We start from the raw sequence: 20,903 nt of genomic DNA on the forward strand, positions 1-20,903 counted from the left end.
AGCCCAAATGCCTCTAAAAACCAAGCTAACCATCAAAATTTCACCGTCAACCCTTAAGCTATGCTAAGCCCTGGCTATGAAAAGCCAACGATTTTGGATGTTTTGCCTGTTGTTTGTGATGTTGCCAGCCTGCCAAAAAAACGGCCCAGGCGCATCCGATGAACTAATCGCCAAACTTCGAGCTAATATGGATAAAGCTCCCGAAAGCGAAGCGCAAGTCGAAGATCTCAACAGCCTTGCCAAGGAGATCGTCGAAAAGGATGCCTTCGGCGATATGCGTCGTTTTGAAGTCCAAGGCAAAATTGGTAAAGGCGAGCCCTGCTCACGCCATCCCGATTGCATGCAGCGTGGATTTGATGCCGACGATTGGGTCTATACCATCGGCCAGCAACCGGAAAGCGGTGTTTACTTCTTGCCCATGTTGTTTATTGGTTTTGATCGCGAAGGACATCACAGCCGCTCGCACTACATCGTTCGCGATATACCTGAAGAGACGAAATAAGCGTAACGTCGGATTCCGTGTCCACCGAGGCAAGTCACAAACCCACTCATGCAGGCAGCGGCGCCTTGGCCATCGCTTCGGCAAAGATGTACTTCATTCTTTGCGCCTACGGCGTGCAACTTCTGTTGCCGCGCTTTTTCGATAGCAAAGCAACCTTTGGTCTGTTCGCCTCGATCATGAATCTAACGGCTATCATCAACAACGTGTTGGTGGTTGCAACCATTCAAACCGTAAGTAAGTTTGTAAGTGAAGATCCCTTGGCACGTGAGCAACGCTTGCGCCAAGGTATTATTTTTCAAAGTCTTGTGGGATGCATTCTGGCACTAAGCGTATTTAGCAGCGCAAAGTGGGTTGCTTACAATCTTTTGCTCGATCCGAAGCTCACGTTGCTGCTGCAAACTGTTTCTGTCGTGATGTTTTGTTATTCCCTCTATGCCGCGACGGTAGGCTACCTCAACGGCTCTCAGTCGTTCGTAAAACAAGCGGGCATGGATTTTGTTTTTTCCACGATACGCACTGCGGGCATACTTTTGGCAGCGGTCCTGGGCTTTGGCGCCCTTGGATCCATTCAAGGTCTATCGCTGGCCTCCATAGCAATTTTGGTTTTTGCCTTGCTCACGGTTGGCGTCGGCAAAGCTGGCGAGTTTATCCCCTGGAAACGTTGGCTGGCTTTCACAGCGCCTATCTGGCTCTATCAGATTTTCCTAAACAGCATCATGCAGATTGATTTGCTGGTGCTCAAACGAACCGTCGCAGAGCTTGGCATAGCCTCCGGCCTAAGTACGGCACTAGCCGCAGAACAAGCATCAAACCTCGTAGGCGAGTACCGCGCTGCGCAAACCTTTGCCTTTATCCCTTATCAACTCATCTTGGCCGTAACCTTTATTGTCTTTCCCAAAGTATCACGCGCAGCCAGCAGTGGGGATCCCGCCACGGCCACCAAAACGATTCGCGAAGCAATTCGGTTTTCCTCGATTGTTCTGCTCGCCATCGCGTCCCCCATTGCCGGAGCCGCTGGTGGCGTGATGCGTATTGCCTATCCTGATAACTACCTAGGAGGCACAGGCGCACTAACCGTGCTGTCTTTTGGAATGGCTGCCTTGGCTCTGTTCGTGATTCTTGCCACTGCGCTAAGCGGAGCTGGCAAACCCACACTCGCCGCAGGCATTGCCGCCGTTGCCGCTTTCATCGTCTTTTTTGCAAATCGCATCCTCATACAACAGGCGGGGATCGGTGATCACACGCCAGTTGCAGCAGCCACTGGCACAACCGTCGGCACTCTTGTCGCTCTTGTATTTGCTATTGCCGTCACACGAGGCATCTTTGATGCTTGTATTCCATGGCTGAGTTTTTTGCGCACGGCGCTCGCTGGAAGTGTAGCTTTTTTTGTGGCTCATGCCATCGCTCACCAAACAATCCTCGGTGCGCTGCTCGCGTTGAGCGTAAGTGGCCTGGCCTACCTTGGCGTTCTTTTCATCAGCAGAGAAATCAAACTCTCCGAACTAAAAGTTTTGATCGCTAATGCGCGCAAACGTTGAAGTTCTTATTCCAGACAACTAACTGTATTATTGATTTGAGTTTAGCGATTTTAAAAACAGCAAGCCCGTCGCAATGGGTTGTTTTTTTCATAATAGTCTTCAAGGACTCGTAGTTCACGGCTAAGTTCTTGTTGAAGCTTCGTTGCACACTTCGCTTTGACAATTTTTCAAGAAGGTTCCAGCGCAAGAGCCATTCGTTCGGATAGTCTTTTTGTAGGATCGCATAGATATCATTGACGATGCGTTCAATCTCCTTCGATGACATGCTTTGCAGATCGATGGCAGCATGCTTTTCATACAGCGTAAGCAAGTGCGTTTCTTGTTCATCAAGGCTCGGTACCAATGGCACGCGTTTCGTTGGGTAGGCTGCCTGGGGCCAAAACGCGGGATCACATGCTCCAGCGTGCAGCGTCTTTACTTCATTGCCAAGGATAAGTGGGTAGAGCCCGGAATCACAGCGCATAAGTAAGATTTCACCCTGATAGATTTCGCAGTCTCTAATCCACAGCAGACCCAGTCGATCCTGCTCTCGAGACTCCACTCGCTCAAGTTTGCCCCTTAACTTGCATACCCGAACGGTATTTCAAATGAAGTTTCGCATCCGAAGTTAAGTAACGTTTACGAAATTCAGACTCGCTTTGATCTGAGGGCTCTTCGCCATCAGCAAGTCTTCCCAGTGGCAGCAGGTACTCTTGAGCCAAACAATTTGCATCCGCTGCACTCACGACAATGCGGTCGTTTTCAGCAAGCGCAACGGGCCCCTTGTAGGCAATCAGATGCACTGTGTCTTGCTCCACTGTCGCGTGACTAAGCTCTGCGATGATTTGCATGCCAGAGTTAAGCACCGTTGTGGCGACTTCTTGACTGCTAAGTGCTATGCTCAGAGCTTTTAGGCCACCTTGTCGATAGGCCATTGTCTCAGCAGCCTGCTCAAGTACCTCGTTGAGCTGCTCAAAGGATTCAGCCACGAAAAGCTGCGGCTGGGTGCGCGTAATATCGTAGCCGGTTTCTAGACATTCTAACGATAGTTTACGTTTTTCAACTTGGTGAATATGACTTATGTGGCTTTCCCCGAGCGAAGATAAAAGGCCAGCGCCGTAAATCTGATAGTCATCAAGCGTGCCGACAAGGCCATATTCCACTGTCCACCAATAAAAGCGCGCAAGCCGTGCCGCTTCGCTAAGGTCATGCTTTTCTTCAACCCGCGCACTCAAGTTTGCTTCTGCGCGAGCTATCTCAGCCGCAGTTGCGTTGGGATTGCCTTTGGTTTCAGATAAATCGAAGATTGCGTTGTACAGGCGCGCATCGTAGGGACAAGAAAAAGCCTTGCTACCGACTTCACCGCTCTTCTTTAAGAATGCGGCATAACCTGGATCCACCAGGATAGGAGAGTGGCCCGCCGATTCGTGGATGATGTCTGGAGCAGGTGTGTAGGGCAACTGATCGCGGCTACGGATATCCGCTGCAATCGGCAAAATTGCGAGTCTTAGAAACTCTTGAAATGCACGTGGCGGAATAAAGCCATCGACACATACAGCGCCCCAACCAAAGTGAGACAGGCAAGTATCCATGTAAGCTATGCGAGGAATGCGTTCGACAGAGATGCCAGTATCGCTTAAGCCGCGGCGATACGCCGGATGAGCTGTGTCCTTGAGATGCGCTCCTGTATGCAAAAGCACGAAGCGCCAGACGGCTTGATCCATTTCATTGTAAGCACTGTAGTCCTGCTCCACAACGAAAGGTCGCAAATGAAAAGGAACACGATCCAGAGTATGGGTTTCGCTCATAGCCTTACGCATAACAGTGTTCCACCGATCGCTTCAAACGCTGCGCTTGTTACTGCGCAAAACAGGCTATTTCTCTTCCATGGGATTGACGTAGATCAATTTGATCGACGGAATGCCGACTCCAATAGTGTGCGAAGCCTAATACGCTGAGCTATAATTTATTGTATGGCCGACATCCATCGAAGAACTCTTTTTGAGCTACGTCACATACTTTTTGTTTTTGCCTTGCTTGCATCTTGCGTCAACGGAAAAGTAGAATCTTTACCAACAAACACCGGAACAGGAACAAACGACGCAGGAACGAACACTCCTCCCGAATACCATCCAAGCCCTGTAAGCGCACCAGAGTTAACTCAAAAATTAAATCGTCCGGCTAACTTTCTGATTGGCATGGGCAATGACCTGTCGAACGATCACAATCAAGACGGCATCTATTCCTTGGGAGTAACACTCGATTTGCACTATGCTTACTTGGTCGGTCTTTCTGGTCAAGGCGGTTGGCCGGACTGGAATGAAGGCGGCAGCTTCGTAAACATACTAGCTGATAGCGCTGATTCACATGGCGTAGTCCCCATGTTTACAACCTATTCCATGGCCGCATGGGGCGAAGCCAATCTCTCGGTACTGACCAACGATGAGTACATGCAAGCCTATTGGAATGACACAAGACTGCTCTTTGAACGCCTAGCCATATTCGACAAGCCCGCAGTGGTACATTTGGAGCCTGATTTTTGGGCTTATGCGCAGCAGCAATCGTCTGGGAACGACCCTGCTTCGCTCGATGCGCATGTCTCTTCCTTCGATCCACTATGCAGCGGACTAAGTGATAACCTCGTTGGCATGGTTCAATGCATCATTCATCTCGCACGAAGCATAGCGCCTAAAGTTGTGCTTGGTTTTCACGTTTCGCCTTGGAGCGGAAGCACTAGCGATACTATTGCTTTTATGAAAGCGCTTGGTATTCAAAACGGGGATTTCTTTGTGGTTGAGACTTTGGACCGCGATGCAGGGTGTTTTGAAGCACAAGCGCCGGAATGCCAACGCAATGATGGTCCATGGTATTGGGATGAGACCAACCAAAGCAGCCCCAACTTCCACGAGCACCTGAGTTGGGTCTCTGAACTTTCAACAGCCTTTGATCTTCCCGCTTTGTGGTGGCAAATGCCTTTTGGGGTGCCAAGCGATCAAGAAGGTGGATCTCCAGGACAGTACCGAGACAACCGGGTAAAATATTTGTTCTCACATGTGCAGGAATTTATCGACGCTGGCGGTGTAGGTGCCGTCTTTGGTACGGGTGCAGGTAATCAAACCACCATCGATACGGATGGCGGTCAGTTTAAAGACGCCGTTAGCACTTACTACGAAACCCAAATCCGTTATAGTTCGGTATCATGGTCAAAAGACGAGTGTGGGCCCTATGCTTGACGCTGTGGCTAATTGTTTCATGTACTAACGACATCAATCGGCTCACGAACGATGAAAGCCCAGAGACCGTATTAGTAGAGGTGCCCGAACCGCTTGTTCACGGCAGCTCAGTTATTTTTGTATTTACCGGTTCCGATGATTTCAGCGTAAATGGCTTTGAATGTCAGCTTGATAGCGCCAGTTTTAGTAGCTGCTCTTCACCACACTCGATTCTGAACTTAGAGCCAGGTGGACACACTTTTGCGGTTCGGGCGGTTGATAGCAGCGGGCAGATTGATCCCACACCGGCTACGGCCGCATGGACTGTACTCGCTTCGACACCAAACAATGCTGCGCCAGAAACGCTCCTCACTTTAACGCCCGAAGTCAACTCAAGTGACGCCGATGCGGTGTTCGAATTTTCGGGAACGGACGATACCGGAATTTCCCACTTTGAATGCTCGTTCGACGGTGCAGCCTTCGAGCTGTGTGAATCACCCCTTGTTTTGTTTGATCTCGCCGACGCAGAGCACATCTTTGCTGTCCGAGCAGTCGATACGCCTCAAGGTCTCGCCGATTCCACACCCGCAAGCTTTACCTGGTCAATTGAAACTTTGCCTGAAATCGAAGTTCGCTACCAACCATCGACCATAACCCCACTCACCACGGCAACGATCATTTTAGATTCACCTTCAGCGGATTTTTCTCATTTCATGTGCGCCTTCGATTCTTCCGATTACGAACCCTGCACTGCAACCACTACCCGAGAACTCCTAAGCTTGGGGGAGCATCGCTTTGAAGCCTATGCGGTCGATACCGCAGGCAATGAGGGCGACCCACCTGCGCTCGTTGTGTGGAACGTTGTTACGCCTACAGCCTGGAGCGTATCTAGCATCACGGCAGGCTTTGATCATGCCTGCGCTATCGCAACAGACGGTACGCTTTGGTGTTGGGGTAGCAACGGTTTCGGGCAGCTCGGCATTGGCAGTGCGACGTCGCAATCTGTACCCACACAAGTCGGGACACAAAACGATTGGATTGCGATTTCCGCTGGACGGCAACATACCTGCGGGATCCGCAGCCCAGACTCTCTTTGGTGTTGGGGATACAATCTTTATGGACAGCTCGGAGTGGGGGATACAACTTCCTATGATACACCACAGCTCGTTGCTGGAAATTGGCAAGCCGTTTCTTTAGGCCATTGGCATAGTTGCGCGATCAACACGAGTGATACGGCTTTTTGCTGGGGATTTAACGAGAACGGTCGTTTAGGAAACAACAACATCGTTGGCAGCAATTTGCCAGACAGTCATGTTCCAAGTGCCGTGTACGGAGGAACTGGAATATCGAGCATCAGCGCCGGGGCAGGCCATAGCTGCGCAGTAAAGACCGACGCAGAGGTCATTTGTTGGGGATCGAACAGCGACGGGCAGCTTGGCGATGGCAGCATCGGTGAGCGCTGCGAGGGACGAGAGATGTCGGTCTTGGATTGGGAGTGCGCTCCTGCTCCGATTGCCGAAAGTGGCCCCTGGAATCAAATTCATGCAGGAGGCCGTCACAGCTGCGGAATCAAAAACGATGGCAGCGCCTGGTGTTTTGGTGCAGCGGAACATGGACAAATGGGAACGGCTCAGACCACAACGCAAGCCTTTCCGGGCTTGGTCGATACTGCAACCGACTACTCTACGATCGCAGCCGCTGGCGATCATGTGTGCGCTTTACAGAATGCAAACTTGGTGTGTTGGGGCTCCAATTCCCACGGACAACTCGGATTGCAAGGAATCAGTACAAGCACCATGCCCTCGTCCACCGGCACAGAGACGGCATGGATAGCCATCAGCGCGGCCGAGCATAGCAGTTGCGGCATACGAGCTGATCAAAGCGCGTGGTGCTGGGGTTCAACAAGCTATGTGCAGTCTTCGGTCCCAAGTTTTGTGCAAGGACCGTGAGCGGAGTACATTACCTTACTTTTCTTCGCGTTTTCCGACTAAATTTAGAATATTTATAGAATTTTATGCCTATTGTGATATCATTTTAAATTGAGTTAGTGATTCCAATTGGGTATGGGATTCAAATCACGATGCACGCTTTTTCGCTAAGAATCATAGTCTCTGGTCTATTTTTCGCGCTCGCAGTCTTCGGCTGCGAAGACGGCTCCTCAGAAGATCAAAACGCTACCTCACTTTTGCCAGGAGAGTGCCGCTCCTCTGCAGATTGTGAAGCGCAGCAGATCTGCCAGGCACTGTCACCGCAACACTATGTTTGTGTGGATTCGAACGACTCCAACGATCGCCCTATCAGCGGCGCGAAAAGCCGCGCACGAGCCGAACCACCAAAAGGGTTACTGACAGGCGAAGTCCGGGGCAAAAGTAGATGATGAAGGCTCATCTTATCGCAATCAGCATGCTAAGTTTACTTTCGTTCTCGAAAGCCTCGGCGCAAACCATTACGCCAGACTGGAGCATGGCCACAGGTGGTTCTACCGATGGGATGGCCTTGGGAGATACCGACGGTGATGGCCGCGATGAAATCGCATTGGTGATACGCGACGGCAGCTATGTTTCTGGAGACAGCCAGGCTGGTATCGGAACTTTGGCACTACTTTCCGGGAGTGGGGAGCTTCTTTGGCAAGTTCAAGCTAGCCATGCATTGGTTGGATTTCCAACAATGGGTGATTTCGACGGGGACGGATTAAAAGAAATCGCCGTGTGTGATGTCGCATCAGTCGGAACGTGCCGTGTCTATGACGGCGACGGAAGCTTGTTGTTTCAAATTGGAGATTTGTTCTACCCCGCGATGAGCAACGGTGGTCCCGCAGCCGTCAATGTCGATGCCGATCCGGCTGATGAGATTGTTGTGGTAGCTTGGGGTGGTCAAATCGTCGTGGCGGAGTACGACGGCAGCAGTACTGGATCGGAGCTGTGGCGTTACGATTGGTGGTGTCCGGAGGGCTCGTACCACGATGGCTCCTATTGGTTTTGCCCGCCAGATGATACTTGGGCCGATGAAGGGGAGAGTCTTTTCGGGCATCCGGCAATCGGTGATATGGACGGCGATGGCGCCCTCGACGTTGTGGTGTGCAGTTGGGCCGGCGCAGGCCTTTATGCTTTTGACGCATTGAATGGCACTCCCAAATGGAACGCCGTTGCAAGTTCAAATCCAGCTAGGTTTACGCCCGGAAACAATTGCAATGGCTCGGGTCCCGTGCTTGCAGATTTGGACGGAAATCCTGGATTGGAAGCCGTGGTGACGCTATCGAGCTACGATAGCGCAGTTCCGCCGGCCCTCGAAGCTTATCGAGGCGATGGATCCTTGCTGTGGCATCGAGATTTACCCGGGGCAGGCCTCGACTTTACAAGCCCAGTCATTACCGATGCCGATGGCGATGGTAGTTACGAAATATTCGTTCAAGAATCAGGCGGCACCCTGTACTCGTTTATGCAGGATGGATCACCTCTCTCATCAGTATCCGTTGGCACCGAAAGCTGGGTGACTCCGGCACTGATTGACATCAACAATGATAACTTGGTGGAGATCATCACTGCCAGTCTATCTAGCGTCAAAATTTTAAACGGGACAACCTTTGCCGAGCTTTACCGCTACGATGATCCCACAGCAGGGTTCTTTCCTCCAGCTGTGCAAGGGGAACTCGATGGCGACGGAAAAGTCGAAGTTCTTTTTAGCAGTTGGAATCCACAAAGATTATTTGGCATTAAGCTCGACGGGCTAGTGAGTTATCCGTGGACAACCTTTGCTGGAACAAGCGCGCATGACGGGTTGCTGGATGCGACCGGCACCATCAACACAGACCCCGGTGTGGTCTCCGAAGTGGTAACGACGGAGCTTGAAAACCTCATTAACGATCCCAGCACTTCTCGAAGAGCGAAACGCTATTTGACCAACACCCAAGGCGATCTCGAAAACTTTCAAATCGAAATGTTACGCGGCCGCATCTCCTCCGCACTTGACTACTTGCGTGATGCTGTCATCGAACTTTACTCAGCCGATCGACGTGGAATCGACGTAGACGCCCTTCAAGGGCAGATCATCAGCCAAATTGCACTGCAATCCTTTGAGCAATTCATCCAACGTGCTCAGTCCATGATGGGACAAAGCCATGCAGCTGTCGTGGCAGCCTACGCTTCATTGCAAAACGCCACGAATGATTTGGATTCAAGCTCGTGGCTGTCTTACTACAATGCAATTACCGAAATTCAGAACGGCGCAAGCGCTTTAGAGAGTGCCCTTGAATACGACACTAACTACTGTGCCAACATGGCACCATCCGAGCCCTACCATCAATGGATTTGTAGAGCACAACAGCTTCGTCAATCCGTACTTGATCTAATTCCAGGTGGTGCTTCCAGTCCAAACCTTGTCTCCTTTGGAGATACCTGGCGCTACGATGACCGGCGTGTGGACCGTGGCACATCATGGTTGAATTTAACGTACAACGACTCGAGTTGGTCTACTGGCTCAGGGCAATTCGGTTACGGTGATGGCGATGAGACAACCACGATTTCGTCCAACAGCAACATGCGCAGTGCCTATTTTCGCAAAGTCATCACTCTAAACGAGCCGGTCACTACCGCTGACCTGACCGTACTCCACGATGATGGCGTCGCAGTATGGATTAACGGCTCGTTGGTTTTGCAAAAATACACTTCCAACGGCCTTAACTACAGCGCTTATGCGAGCAGCACTTCCGCCGAAAACGAGCTAAGCACCTTGAGTTTCGGAAGCAGCAATCCTTTCGTTGTTGGCGACAATATCATCGCCGTGATGGTGAAACGTCGAAACAAACGTGATCGCGATTTTTCTTTTGACCTTGAATTGGTCAAAGCCTCAGCCAATACCTTGCTCACTGAAGCCGTCCAGTCCATCGAAGAGGCTGTCTATTGGATGGCACGCTTAGATCTCAAACAAGCTGGCATCGTGCCCTTGTCCTACCCAGGTGGTTTGTTTGGTTTTTCAGCTGCTGAACAATCGTTAAGTAATGTGGTGGCTTCCCCAGACACAAGTTCCGTACGAGCTGATTTGTGTTTGATTGTTGACCGGCTTACACGCATTTATCTCGATGATGCCTCTGTCACTTTCGGAACCACTGATCCCAACGTAATAAGTGCAGAAGCGTTGTACCAAGCAGCTACTGTCGATCGAAACAGTGGTAGCTGGACCACTGCAATGGACAAATACGGCCAAGCAGCTATGACCGTCTACCCCTAAAACAATATCGGGTGAAAACCCACAATTGTTTTCAAAATACGGGGTGGTTTGCGGCTCGAATCCAAGCCGTGATATGACAGACGCTGACCATGAAATTTGCGACCATAAGAGACGGCAGTCGAGACGGACAACTTGTTTTGGTACGCCGCGACGGTAGTGCTTACGTCGAACTCTCGGCGATGGCTAAGACTTTGCAGGCACTGCTTGATGATTGGGATGTGTTGATTGAAGATGTCTCTGCGTTTTACGCAAAACTCAACGCGAATGAATTGGCATCCACTCCGATCACAGACACTACTCCTTTTTACTCACCGCTCCCTAGGGCTTACGAGTGGGTCGACGGCTCAGCATATATCAATCACATTGTTCTCGTACGAAAAGCACGTGGCGCAGAAGCTCCAGCCACGCTAAAGACCGATCCTTTGGTCTATCAAGGAGGCTCGAGTGCTTTTTTGGGACCACACGACCCCATCCCCTTGCTGAACGCCGAATGGGGCCTCGATCTCGAAGCTGAAATCTGCGTGGTGCTGGGCGATACGCCCCACGGGACTACCACCAAGCAAGCCAGTAAGTTCGTGCGCCTTCTTATGCTTTGTAACGACGTAACGCTTCGTAATCTCATCCCCGAAGAACTAAAAAAGGGTTTTGGTTTTTTCAACTCGAAACCAGCGACTGCTTTTTCTCCTTTTGCCGTAACACCTGATGAGCTTGGCGTTTATTGGAAAGATGGACGCGTTCATCTACCGCTAAAATCTTTTTTAAACGGAGAGCTGTTGGGAGAGCCCGATGCAGGGCCCGAAATGCATTTTTCCTTTTATGATTTGATTGCACACATTAGCAAAACCCGCAGTTTTTGCGCTGGAACCATCCTTGGAAGTGGAACAGTCTCAAACGAGAATCCATCAAAAGGAGTCTCCTGTTTAGCAGAACGACGCATGCGCGAGATTTTGGAGCATGACGCAGCGAAAACGCCTTTTCTAAAGGCATACGATGTCGTTGAGATTGAAATGCACGATCCAGAAGGCCATTCTATCTTTGGCAAGATTAAACAAAAGGTCATCGGCCAATGATAACTCTGTACAGCTACTGGCGAAGTTCCTGCAGCTGGCGAGTTCGGATCGCTCTTCACGTTAAAGGCATAAAGCATACCATTGTCCCGGTACACCTTATGAACGAGGGCGGAGAGCAATACACCAACGAGCATCACAACAGAAACCCACTGCAACAAGTTCCAGTCCTCGAAGTCACCGAACAAAGCAATACTATTTGCCTAGCCCAATCTTTAGCTATTTTGGAATATCTAGAAGAGCGTTTTACTTCACCAGCTCTCTTGCCCCAGTCCCCTGCCGCGCGAGCCAAAGCACGACAGATTGCGGAAATGATCAACGCTGGCACCCAACCCTTGCAAAACTTATCGGTTCTCAAACACCTGAGCGAGCAGGGAATCGATGCATCAAACTGGGCTCACCATTGGATTAACCGGGGCCTTGTAGCCGTTGAAAAAGAAGCAGCCAAGACCGCGGGAAACTATTGCATAGGCGATACGCTAAGCATTGCTGACCTTTGCCTCGTGCCACAGCTCTACAATGCACGGCGTTATGACGTTAAGGTCGATGCCTATCCTACCTTGCTAAAGATTGAAGAGCATTGCACTACTCTAGAAGCTTTTAAGAACGCGCATCCAGATAAGCAAGTTGACGCGCCAACAGATTAAGGTGAAGCCATGAGCAAAACGGAATCCCTCGGTATTCGCAATCTCGAAGCAGTTCATTACTATGTACGTGACCTTGAGCGGAGCAGGACTTTTTACACCGAGCTCATGGACTTTAAAGAACTCGGGAAAAGTAGCGGCGAACTAAAACAGGCAGGTCGACAAAAATCACTCCTATTCCAAGCGGGTGGATGCAATGTTCTCGTCTCAAGCCCAAGCGATGAAAGTGCACGCGCCGCGCGCTATTTTCGCGTGCACCCCGATGGAATAGGCACTCTCATTTTCAACGTCGAAGATATTGAGCATTGCTTTTCCTTGCTCGAAAAACGTGGTGGCACCCCGATTACGGACATCCAACGCTATAAAGACGACGGGGGCAGCATTGCTTTTTTTTCCATCACAACACCTTTTGGCGATACGACTTTCCGTTTCATAGAACGTCACGGCTACCGTTCGTTTCTTCCTGGCATAGACTATTACGAAAAAGCAGGTGGCGGACAGAACGCTTTTGGCTTCGAGTGCTTTGACCATGTCACCTCGAATTTTCAAACCATGACGCCAGCATTACTGTGGCTTGAACATGTGCTTGGTTTTGAGCGCTATTGGGACGTTGCCTTTCACACTCAAGATCATAGCAAAAGCGACGATCATGAAGGCTCAGGGCTGAAATCCGTGGTCATGTGGGACCCACACTCCGCTGTAAATTCGCAAACAATGAACCGATGAGGCCGAACTTTAAACGTTCGCAAATCAATGTTTTCCATGAAGACCATCGTGGCGACGGCGTTCAACACCTGGCTATGCATTGCAAAGACATTTTGTCTGCTGTCCGTGGCCTTCGCGCAAAAGGCATTGAATTCATGCCCACCCCAGGGACCTACTACGACATGCTACCGGAACGTCTAAAGACAACGGGCATTGCCCACATCGATGAAGACATCGAAGTTCTCCGAGAGCTTGAAATATTGATTGACGGACAAGCCGAACACAAATATTTGCTACAAATTTTTCTTGAAGACTCTGCATCTTTTAACAAAGACCAAAACAGCGGGGCTTTTTTCTACGAGATTATCCAACGCAAAGGTGATCACGGTTTTGGAGCAGGCAACTTCCGAGCCCTCTTTGAAAGCATTGAACGCCAGCAGATGAGTGAAAGGGCCTAAGCTTGTGATTGAGCGTATTTTGGCTGGCGAAGTCCCAAAGAAACATCATCTTGCCTTCAAGAGCCCCGAAGGGAAGCTGTATTACGAAGAATGCTATACGCGCCAAGGCTTTGATGGCCCCTACACTATATTATACCACGTTCATCGTCCTCAAACACAGCGCCGAATTAAGCTAGACGCTCAAGGCTGGCAGCTTCCCAAAGCAGACCAAGACCAGACTCTTGCAAAGCGACATTTTCAAAGCAGCAAACTCACGAGCGGTGGCGCACCACAAAATGCTCGCATACCGCTCCTGTTCAATCGCGATGTGGTGATTTCCGTCGCGCGCCCCAACGTTGATGACGAGCTCTATTTTGTCAATGCCGACGGAGATGACCTTTTCTTCATTCATCAGGGCGGCGGCACTTTACGCACAGCACTTGGCGATCTCGCTTTTCAGAAAAATGATTATCTCTATGTTCCCAAAGGCATGCTGCATCGTTTTTCACTTGATTCAAAAGAAGAGCAGCATTGGCTTAGTATTGAATGTTTGGGAGGAATGAACATCCCAAAACAATGGCGTAACGAAAACGGGCAATTGCGTATGGACGCACCTTTTTGTCATCGGGATTTCAAGAGTCCTCAGTTCAGAGGACCTCAAGACGAAAAGATTCGCGATGTGCTGGTTAAAAACGCAGGAGCCTTTCATGGCTTGCGCTACGAGCATACGCCCCTCGATGTCGTGGGCTGGGACGGCAGTATTTATCCTTTCGTCTTTCCAATATTGAACTTTCAGCCCCGTGCCGGCTTGGTTCACCTTCCTCCAACGTGGCATGGCACCTTTGCAACCCGCGGCGCACTCATCTGCAGCTTTGTCCCACGTCAATTGGACTTTCATCCCGAGGCGCTTACCTGCCCCTATCCTCACCATTCCGTCGATTGCGATGAAGTTTTATTTTACTGCTCCGGAGAATTCAGTTCACGCAAAGGCATTAATGCAGGCAGCATTTCTTATCATCCCAAAGGAATCGTTCACGGACCGCACCCGGGGGCATATGAATCCAGCATTGGCGTTAAAGAAACGAAAGAGTTGGCCGTAATGCTCGATACCTTCGAGACTCTCAACTCAACACCAGCAGCTTCGATCATCGAAGATCAAAGCTACCACGAGAGCTTTATTTAGTATTTAGCATTGGGAAACGCTTTGCTTCAGGAAAACGATCTGCAAGATAAATAGCAATCGCTCCAAGCGACGCCTCAGCGCCAGAAACGAACGCATGCGTGAGTTCTAGTCCAGGACAGTCATTTCCTCCGTCTTGTTTGCTATCTTCATATAGTTCATGCTTGAAAACGAAAGGGGATAGCAATGGCAGCAGGGCGGCGTGTTGAGGTTTCAGAAGATTGGTCAAAACAAGCGTGGATCGATAAAGCAACGTATGAAAAACTTTATCAACATTCGATAGATAATCCGGAGGACTTTTGGGCTGAGCAAGCCAAACGCTTGGACTGGATTCAGACATGGTCCAAAGTAAAAGACATCCGTTATGATTTGCCCATCCATATTCGTTGGTTCGAAGGCGGAAAGCTCAACGCTTGCTACAATTGCATCGATCGTCATTTGCCCGATAGAGCGAACAAAACGGCTATTATTTGGGAAGGCGATGAAAACCATCAACAGCGAATCATTAGCTACCAAGAGCTTCACGACGAGGTGTGTCGCTTTGCCGGCGTCTTGCGCAAGCTTGGCGTAAAAAAAGGTGACCGCGTTACCATCTACTTGCCGATGATTCCCGAACTGGCTTTTGCAGTCCTGGCTTGTGCACGCATTGGCGCAGTTCATTCCGTGATCTTTGCTGGCTTTTCTCCCCACGCAATCGCCAATCGCATTGAAAATTGCAAAAGCGATTTTGTGATTACCGCCGATGAAGGAGTGCGTGGCGCTAAGCATATTCCACTGAAAGCGAACGTCGATGAGGCTCTGCAAGATGGCCCAACTGTTCGGTGTGTGCTCGTGCTTCGACACACCATGGCTGATATCTCTTGGTTTGAAGAACGCGATCGCGATTTTGAAACACTTGCCCAAGAATCCGTGCCCTACACGGATTGCGAGGCCATGGACGCTGAGGATCCGCTGTTTATTTTATATACCTCTGGTTCGACCGGCTCTCCCAAAGGCGTGGTTCATACCACCGGGGGATACTTAGTTCATGCATCGCTTACTCATCAGTATGTTTTCGATTGCAAAGAAAACGACATCTATTGGTGCACAGCTGACATTGGCTGGATTACTGGTCACAGCTATATTCTATACGGACCGCTCGCCAATGGCTGCACAACATTAATGTTTGAAGGGGTTCCGACCCATCCCACGCCCTCACGTTTTTGGGAGATATGCGATAAATATTCAGTCAGTATTTTTTACACCGCCCCGACTGCGATTCGCGCGTTGATGCGTCTCGGGGATCACGCTGTTGAGCATTGCAAACTCGATTCGCTACGTTTATTGGGAAGTGTGGGTGAGCCAATCAATCCCGAAGCCTGGGAATGGTACCATCGCGTTGTTGGCAAAGGGCGTTGCCCCATTGTCGATACCTGGTGGCAAACCGAAACCGGTGGCATACTAATCACGCCATTGCCTGGAGCTCACGCACTTAAACCCGGCTCAGCGGGACGGCCTTTTTTCGGAGTCAAACCAGCGTTGGTCTCTAAAGACGGCAACATAGTTGAAGGCGAAGGCAAAGGTGATTTGGTATTGCTTGATAGTTGGCCGGGGCAGACCCGAGGAATCTACGGCAACCAAGTTCGCTTTGAAAAAGGTTACTTCGAGCATTACGCCGGCAAATACTTTAGTGGCGATGAAGCTTACCGCGACGCCGATGGAGACTACTGGATTTTAGGGCGAGTCGATGACGTGCTCAATGTATCAGGTCATCGTCTCGGTACGGCTGAGATTGAAGGCGCACTCGTTGCCCACCCCGATGTCGCAGAATCGGCTGTTGTTGCTTTTGCACACGACATCAAAGGACAAGGAATCTACGCTTTTGTGACACTTAACCACTCTGCACATCCCTCACACGAGCTGCAAGCTACTCTCAAGCAGTGGGTCGCACATGAGATTAGTCCCATCGCTCGACCGGATTTCATCCAATTTTCGCCGATGCTACCTAAAACTCGCTCAGGGAAAATCATGCGGCGCATTTTGCGAAAAATAGCTGCCAATGACTACGCTGAACTGGGCGACACAAGCACCTTGGCTGATCCAAGTATCCTGCAAAGTCTAATCGACGAACGGCTTAAGCGTTAGAAGATTCGATTCGTTTTAAAAAATGAGTGGCATCCATGCCGCTAAGTTGTTGTGCATCAATGATGTCTTCAGCAAGTCGGCTGTAGCGAAGGTCTCTTTCTTTGAGCAGCTGTGGATAGCAACGCAGCAAAGCCTCTCTGTCGCCTTCGCTTGCTTTTTTTGAGAACAAGGATTGCCAAACAACAGGTTTAGGCTCTGCTAAATAAAGCTCAAGCATGCGTCGATGCTCCGAAGGAGGCATTCGCAAGTACACCACGTAACTGTGTTGGCGCAGCTTATGTTGGAGCGCCTCAGGCAAATGGACCACGCTTCCGGTCGTATCCAGGACCTGTCTGTTGCTTTTCATATCATCAAGCGCTTGGCTTAAAGCTTGATCGGTAATCTCTGCTTCAAGCTCCAAATATTGAGCTTCGTGCTCCGCAAAGTTTTTTGTCCAGGGCATACCCATCCAGCGGCCAACCGCATGCACGGCCCTCTCCCCTGGCTCGGGCACAATCAATTCGCCAAGACGTGCAGCAATCAATTGATCGCAATCAAGATGTGAAAAACCATGTGTTTCACACAGTAACCTTGACCAGTAACTTTTTCCGACGCCGGACATGCCGACCAAACACAGAGGTTTTGAACGATCCCAACCCATAGCCACAAAAGTAGCACAACATCAACGATACCGCCCTAATGCTCCGATCGGTACAGGCGCGCCTTCACTCCCACTGTGTCGAAAATACCAGGTAAACAAGAGTTTTTTCACAACACATAAGCCAATACGCTTGGAAAGTGCTCTAACGCTATTTCTGCAGTTTTTTCCTCTTGCGCCTCATCGCCTTCCTTTGCAATAAACCAATCAACAGCTTTCTCTTGAGGTCCCGGTTATGAGTACTCGAAATGTCATTATTGTTGGTTCTGGCCCCGCAGGGCTTACAGCAGCTATTTATGCTGCACGCGCTAATCTAAAGCCAATCTGTATTGAAGGTCTTGTCAGTGGCGGAATCCCCGGCGGACAACTTATGATCACCACCGAGGTCGAAAACTACCCAGGTTTTCCCGAAGGAGTTAAGGGTCCCGACCTTATGGCCCTCTTTCGCAAACAAGCCGAACGTTTTGGAACCGATATCGTTGCCGCTGATGTAGATCGTGTCGACTTTTCCAAAGCACCCTTTCGTGTTTGGGTAGGAGACGATGAATACAAAGGACACAGCATCATCGTAGCCACCGGTGCCAAAGCTCGTTGGCTCGGACTCGAGAACGAGGAGAAACTCCAGAACCGAGGCGTGAGTGCTTGCGCAACCTGTGATGGTTATTTCTTTCGAGACCAAGACGTGTGCGTGGTTGGTGGCGGCGATACAGCGTTAGAAGAAGCTTTGTATCTTGCAGGCCTCTGCAAAAGTGTCACCATCATTCATCGTCGAGACGAGCTTCGTGCATCACAAATCATGCAAGATCGAGCTAAAAAGCATCCCAAGATCAAATTCTTATGGAACACGGTAGTGACGGACGTGCTTGATATTAACGCCGGAACTGTCACAGGGATCAAAATCAAAAACACCCAGAGCGGAAAAGAAGAAATCTATCCGACTCAAGGTCTTTTTATCGCTATTGGCCATACGCCAAACACCGCTGTGTTTAAAGGTGTGCTCGACCTCGATGAAAATGGTTACATCCGCACACAAGCAGGTACCACGCAAACCAATGTTGAAGGGGTTTTTGCTTGCGGCGACGTTCAGGATCATGTTTATCGCCAGGCCATTACTGCTGCTGGCACCGGGTGTATGGCCGCTCTTGAAGCAGAGCGTTTGCTAGGCGCCAAAGGTCTCCTATAAAATCCCTTTCTACGGGATTTTTTTAGCCATCCTCCACTATTAAGGTTACACTACAAATTGGGTGATCCTTAGCTTAGCTTCTCGTGGTCATGGATTGGAAAGAGGCGCATGGAGCGTATATCGGAAGAGCTGGGTATTTCTGAGGCCATTTCAGAAGCCTTAAGTGAAACTGAGGAGCAATCTGCCGAAGCGGTGACCAACATCCCGCCAAAGGCTAAGCCCAGTCCGCCTCCTTTGCAGCAAGTAGTCGAAGAGACCTTAGAAGTCATCGATGAAGTTGAATCGCTTGAGCCAACTTCTATGACGGAGCAGCAACATGCAAACGAAAGCCCGACTGGACTGAGGCAACCAAGAGTACGGGCTGGCGACGAAATCGCGGGATTAACTTTAACCGAGCGTATGGGAAACCGGACACCAAACCCTGTGTGGAGCGTCTGGAAAGCACAAGATCGAAAGAAACTCGAAGCAGTCGCATACATCGTTCACCCCGGCGCTTCAGACGACGAAAAAGAAAAGTTTATAACCGGGACGAAGATCATGGCCAAGCTTACTAAAGCTGGCCCGGTACGTGGTGTTCTGCGTTGCTACGGCATGAGCAAAGAACGTGATGCGCTTATCACAGAATACCTGTCGGTAGGTCGCACCACTGACATCTTCGCTTTGGGTTGGCCGACCGACCGCATTCTTCTTTTCATGCAACGTCTATGCAATGCCATGGATGGCATTCATCAGTTTGGGTACGTACACGGCTGCCTTAGGCCTGGGAACATCCTACTTGATGATGATCTCAACCCGGTTGTGACCGAAATCGGGTTCATCAATCCCAAAGTAAGTCTTAAAAATGACATCGATGCCACACACGGCTACGGCCCTTACACTGCACCGGAAGTTCTTGCCGGCCATCCTCCTACCACGAAATCTGACATTTTTAGCCTCGGTAAACTCCTGCTCTTTATGTTGACAGGAGAGCATCCAAGGCAAGAGGTTGATCCTGTTCCCTCCCTCAAGAGTTATGCAAATCAACCGGAAGGTTTGATTCGCATTGCCCGACGTTGCACCTTGATGAACCCCGACGGACGCTACGCTACGGTCAAGGCTCTTGCTCAAGATCTATCGCAATGGACTCGCTCCGATACTGTTGGTATGGCTTTGCGCACTGCGCAAAAAGAACACGCGCCAGAGAGCAAAGAGCTTCACCCTGTCCAAGAGATTAGCGACAGCGAAGTTCCCGAGCCAGCGTTTGGCATGCAGAATAAAACCAGGATTGTTATTGGCAGTCTGGGGGTAGTCGGTCTTCTTGCGAGCGCCATGTTGGCCTATTCCTTGAGTGCAATCGCTACTGTTCTTCCCATAGTGTTAGTTATGGCTTCAGGTTTTGCAGGTATTGCTACGCTTTCTTTACCCGCAAGCCCCAAATACCGACATTTTAGTTTTATTGTTATCAGTGCAGCGGCTGCATCCATTGTCTACATGTCTGGACTTATTCCTTTTGCCGCGACCCTCGGTGCACGAGAGCGTTTACACGCTTCAGGACTGGAGGCTCGCACACAAGCGGTACGCTTTTTAGTAACTCAAGGTTTCAGAGACTTTACTAACATTGATCTGCGTGATGCAGATCTAAGCAACGCTGACTTAAACTTTGCTAAACTACGAAACGCAGACCTTACTGGAGCCAATCTTAGAAACGCAATGGTCCAGAGCATTGACTTACAGTTAGCTACGTTAAAAGGGCGCTCACATCGGAGGCCTAATCACGACTGATTGGAATATTTCACACATACGTGGTTTTGAGCAAACGCTTTGCGATAGCGCCACTCTGCTGCCAGCAGGGTGGGAATGCAAAAATGGAAAGACTCAGCGGCAAAGCGCAAATGCACCGGAAGAAGTAGTAAAGGAGTAGCCATGCGAAAGAGAACCTACCGCGAGCAAGGATTTACGTTGATAGAACTCATCGTTGTCTTTGCATGCATTCAAGTATTGGTAGCTTTGGCGGTTCCTGCCTTTGGCCAATATGTTAAAAAATCAAAGTCCTCTGAAGCCGTTACGCATCTAAACTCATTATTCAAGGGCGCTTCCAGCTACTACCAAAAGGGCCAGGTAGGATCGCAAGGCCTTACGAGCGCCGACGCCGGCCATTGTATTGTTGGCACGACAAGCTTATTGCCCACTACACCCAGCGCACAAAAGCAACACGTTGATTTTCAAAATGTCGCCGAATACCGTGCTATCGGATTTAACCTGACGGGACAAGCTTACTATGGCTTTCGCATTGTCAGTGCCTCAGCTACATCCGTATGCAAACAAAGCGCTAATACGACTCTGTACACTTTCATGGCGATGGGGGATCTTGATGGTGACAACATATTTAGCCGCTTTGAGCTAGCCACCGCAAGCAACGATAATAACGAGCTGTATCACCAACGCAGCATCTACATCCTGAACGAAAGCGAGTAAAAGCCCCGTAGATTA

Annotated in this window: 15 protein-coding genes and 1 pseudogene; 13 read left to right on the plus strand and 3 right to left on the minus strand. The window is 50.0% G+C overall.

The features are described 5' to 3' along the window. The first annotated feature begins 76 nt into the window (after positions 1-76). Entirely contained in the window at positions 77-502 is a 426-nt protein-coding gene (locus IPJ88_01875) for a hypothetical protein (GenBank protein QQR90518.1), read from the plus strand. Positions 503-519: 17 nt separating this feature from the next. After that, on the plus strand, positions 520-2,040 hold the full coding sequence (locus IPJ88_01880) for a polysaccharide biosynthesis C-terminal domain-containing protein (GenBank protein QQR90519.1): 1,521 nt from the start codon (positions 520-522) through the stop codon (positions 2,038-2,040). Here IPJ88_01880 and IPJ88_01885 read toward each other — a convergent pair. Continuing rightward, positions 2,021-2,581 (minus strand): hypothetical protein, encoded by a 561-nt coding sequence (locus tag IPJ88_01885; GenBank protein QQR90520.1) that lies wholly within the window; start codon positions 2,579-2,581, stop codon positions 2,021-2,023. The genes IPJ88_01880 and IPJ88_01885 overlap by 20 nt on opposite strands. A gap of 4 nt (positions 2,582-2,585) precedes the next feature. Continuing rightward, positions 2,586-3,839, minus strand: coding sequence for an aromatic amino acid hydroxylase (locus IPJ88_01890; GenBank protein QQR90521.1), 1,254 nt, complete (start codon positions 3,837-3,839; stop codon positions 2,586-2,588). Between the two features lie 153 nt (positions 3,840-3,992). On the opposite strand from IPJ88_01890, the gene IPJ88_01895 reads away from it, so the two are divergent. The 8 genes and pseudogenes from IPJ88_01895 (at position 3,993) to acs (ending at position 16,614) form a co-directional block, all read left to right on the plus strand. Further along, a complete protein-coding gene (locus IPJ88_01895) occupies positions 3,993-5,252 on the plus strand; it encodes a hypothetical protein (protein ID QQR90522.1) in 1,260 nt (419 codons plus the stop codon). Then, positions 5,219-7,180 (plus strand): hypothetical protein, encoded by a 1,962-nt coding sequence (locus tag IPJ88_01900; GenBank protein QQR90523.1) that lies wholly within the window; start codon positions 5,219-5,221, stop codon positions 7,178-7,180. Before IPJ88_01895 ends, IPJ88_01900 begins: the two co-directional genes overlap by 34 nt. Before the next feature lie 454 nt (positions 7,181-7,634). Next, complete coding sequence (locus IPJ88_01905) at positions 7,635-10,457, plus strand: hypothetical protein (GenBank protein ID QQR90524.1); 2,823 nt, start codon at positions 7,635-7,637, stop codon at positions 10,455-10,457. An 89-nt stretch (positions 10,458-10,546) separates the two neighbouring features. Next, complete coding sequence (locus IPJ88_01910; GenBank protein ID QQR90525.1) at positions 10,547-11,527, plus strand: fumarylacetoacetate hydrolase family protein; 981 nt, start codon at positions 10,547-10,549, stop codon at positions 11,525-11,527. Continuing rightward, positions 11,524-12,171, plus strand: coding sequence for a maleylacetoacetate isomerase (maiA, locus tag IPJ88_01915; protein QQR90526.1), 648 nt, complete (start codon positions 11,524-11,526; stop codon positions 12,169-12,171). The genes IPJ88_01910 and maiA overlap by 4 nt, the downstream gene beginning before the upstream one ends. A 9-nt stretch (positions 12,172-12,180) precedes the next feature. After that, a pseudogene (locus IPJ88_01920) lies at positions 12,181-13,331 on the plus strand (VOC family protein). Between the two features lie 4 nt (positions 13,332-13,335). Continuing rightward, positions 13,336-14,493 (plus strand): homogentisate 1,2-dioxygenase, encoded by a 1,158-nt coding sequence (locus IPJ88_01925; GenBank protein QQR90527.1) that lies wholly within the window; start codon positions 13,336-13,338, stop codon positions 14,491-14,493. A gap of 183 nt (positions 14,494-14,676) precedes the next feature. Then, positions 14,677-16,614, plus strand: a complete 1,938-nt coding sequence (acs, locus tag IPJ88_01930) for an acetate--CoA ligase (GenBank protein ID QQR90528.1) — start codon at positions 14,677-14,679, stop codon at positions 16,612-16,614. On the opposite strand, the gene IPJ88_01935 is transcribed toward acs, so the two are convergent. Then, entirely contained in the window at positions 16,604-17,254 is a 651-nt protein-coding gene (locus IPJ88_01935) for a hypothetical protein (GenBank protein QQR90529.1), read from the minus strand. The genes acs and IPJ88_01935 overlap by 11 nt on opposite strands. A 232-nt stretch (positions 17,255-17,486) precedes the next feature. Here IPJ88_01935 and trxB point away from each other — a divergent pair, with 232 nt between their 5' ends. From trxB to IPJ88_01950, 3 genes are all read left to right on the plus strand, one after another. Next, positions 17,487-18,434, plus strand: coding sequence for a thioredoxin-disulfide reductase (gene trxB / locus IPJ88_01940; protein QQR90530.1), 948 nt, complete (start codon positions 17,487-17,489; stop codon positions 18,432-18,434). 108 nt (positions 18,435-18,542) lie between these two features. Continuing rightward, complete coding sequence (locus tag IPJ88_01945; protein QQR90531.1) at positions 18,543-20,195, plus strand: pentapeptide repeat-containing protein; 1,653 nt, start codon at positions 18,543-18,545, stop codon at positions 20,193-20,195. Between the two features lie 141 nt (positions 20,196-20,336). Beyond that, positions 20,337-20,888 carry a prepilin-type N-terminal cleavage/methylation domain-containing protein gene (locus tag IPJ88_01950; GenBank protein QQR90532.1) on the plus strand — a complete coding sequence of 184 codons (552 nt, stop codon included), beginning with the start codon at positions 20,337-20,339 and terminating at the stop codon, positions 20,886-20,888. Positions 20,889-20,903 lie beyond the last annotated feature (15 nt).

It is taken from the genome of Myxococcales bacterium, from assembly GCA_016699535.1.
GTDB lineage: Bacteria > Myxococcota_A > Polyangia > Polyangiales.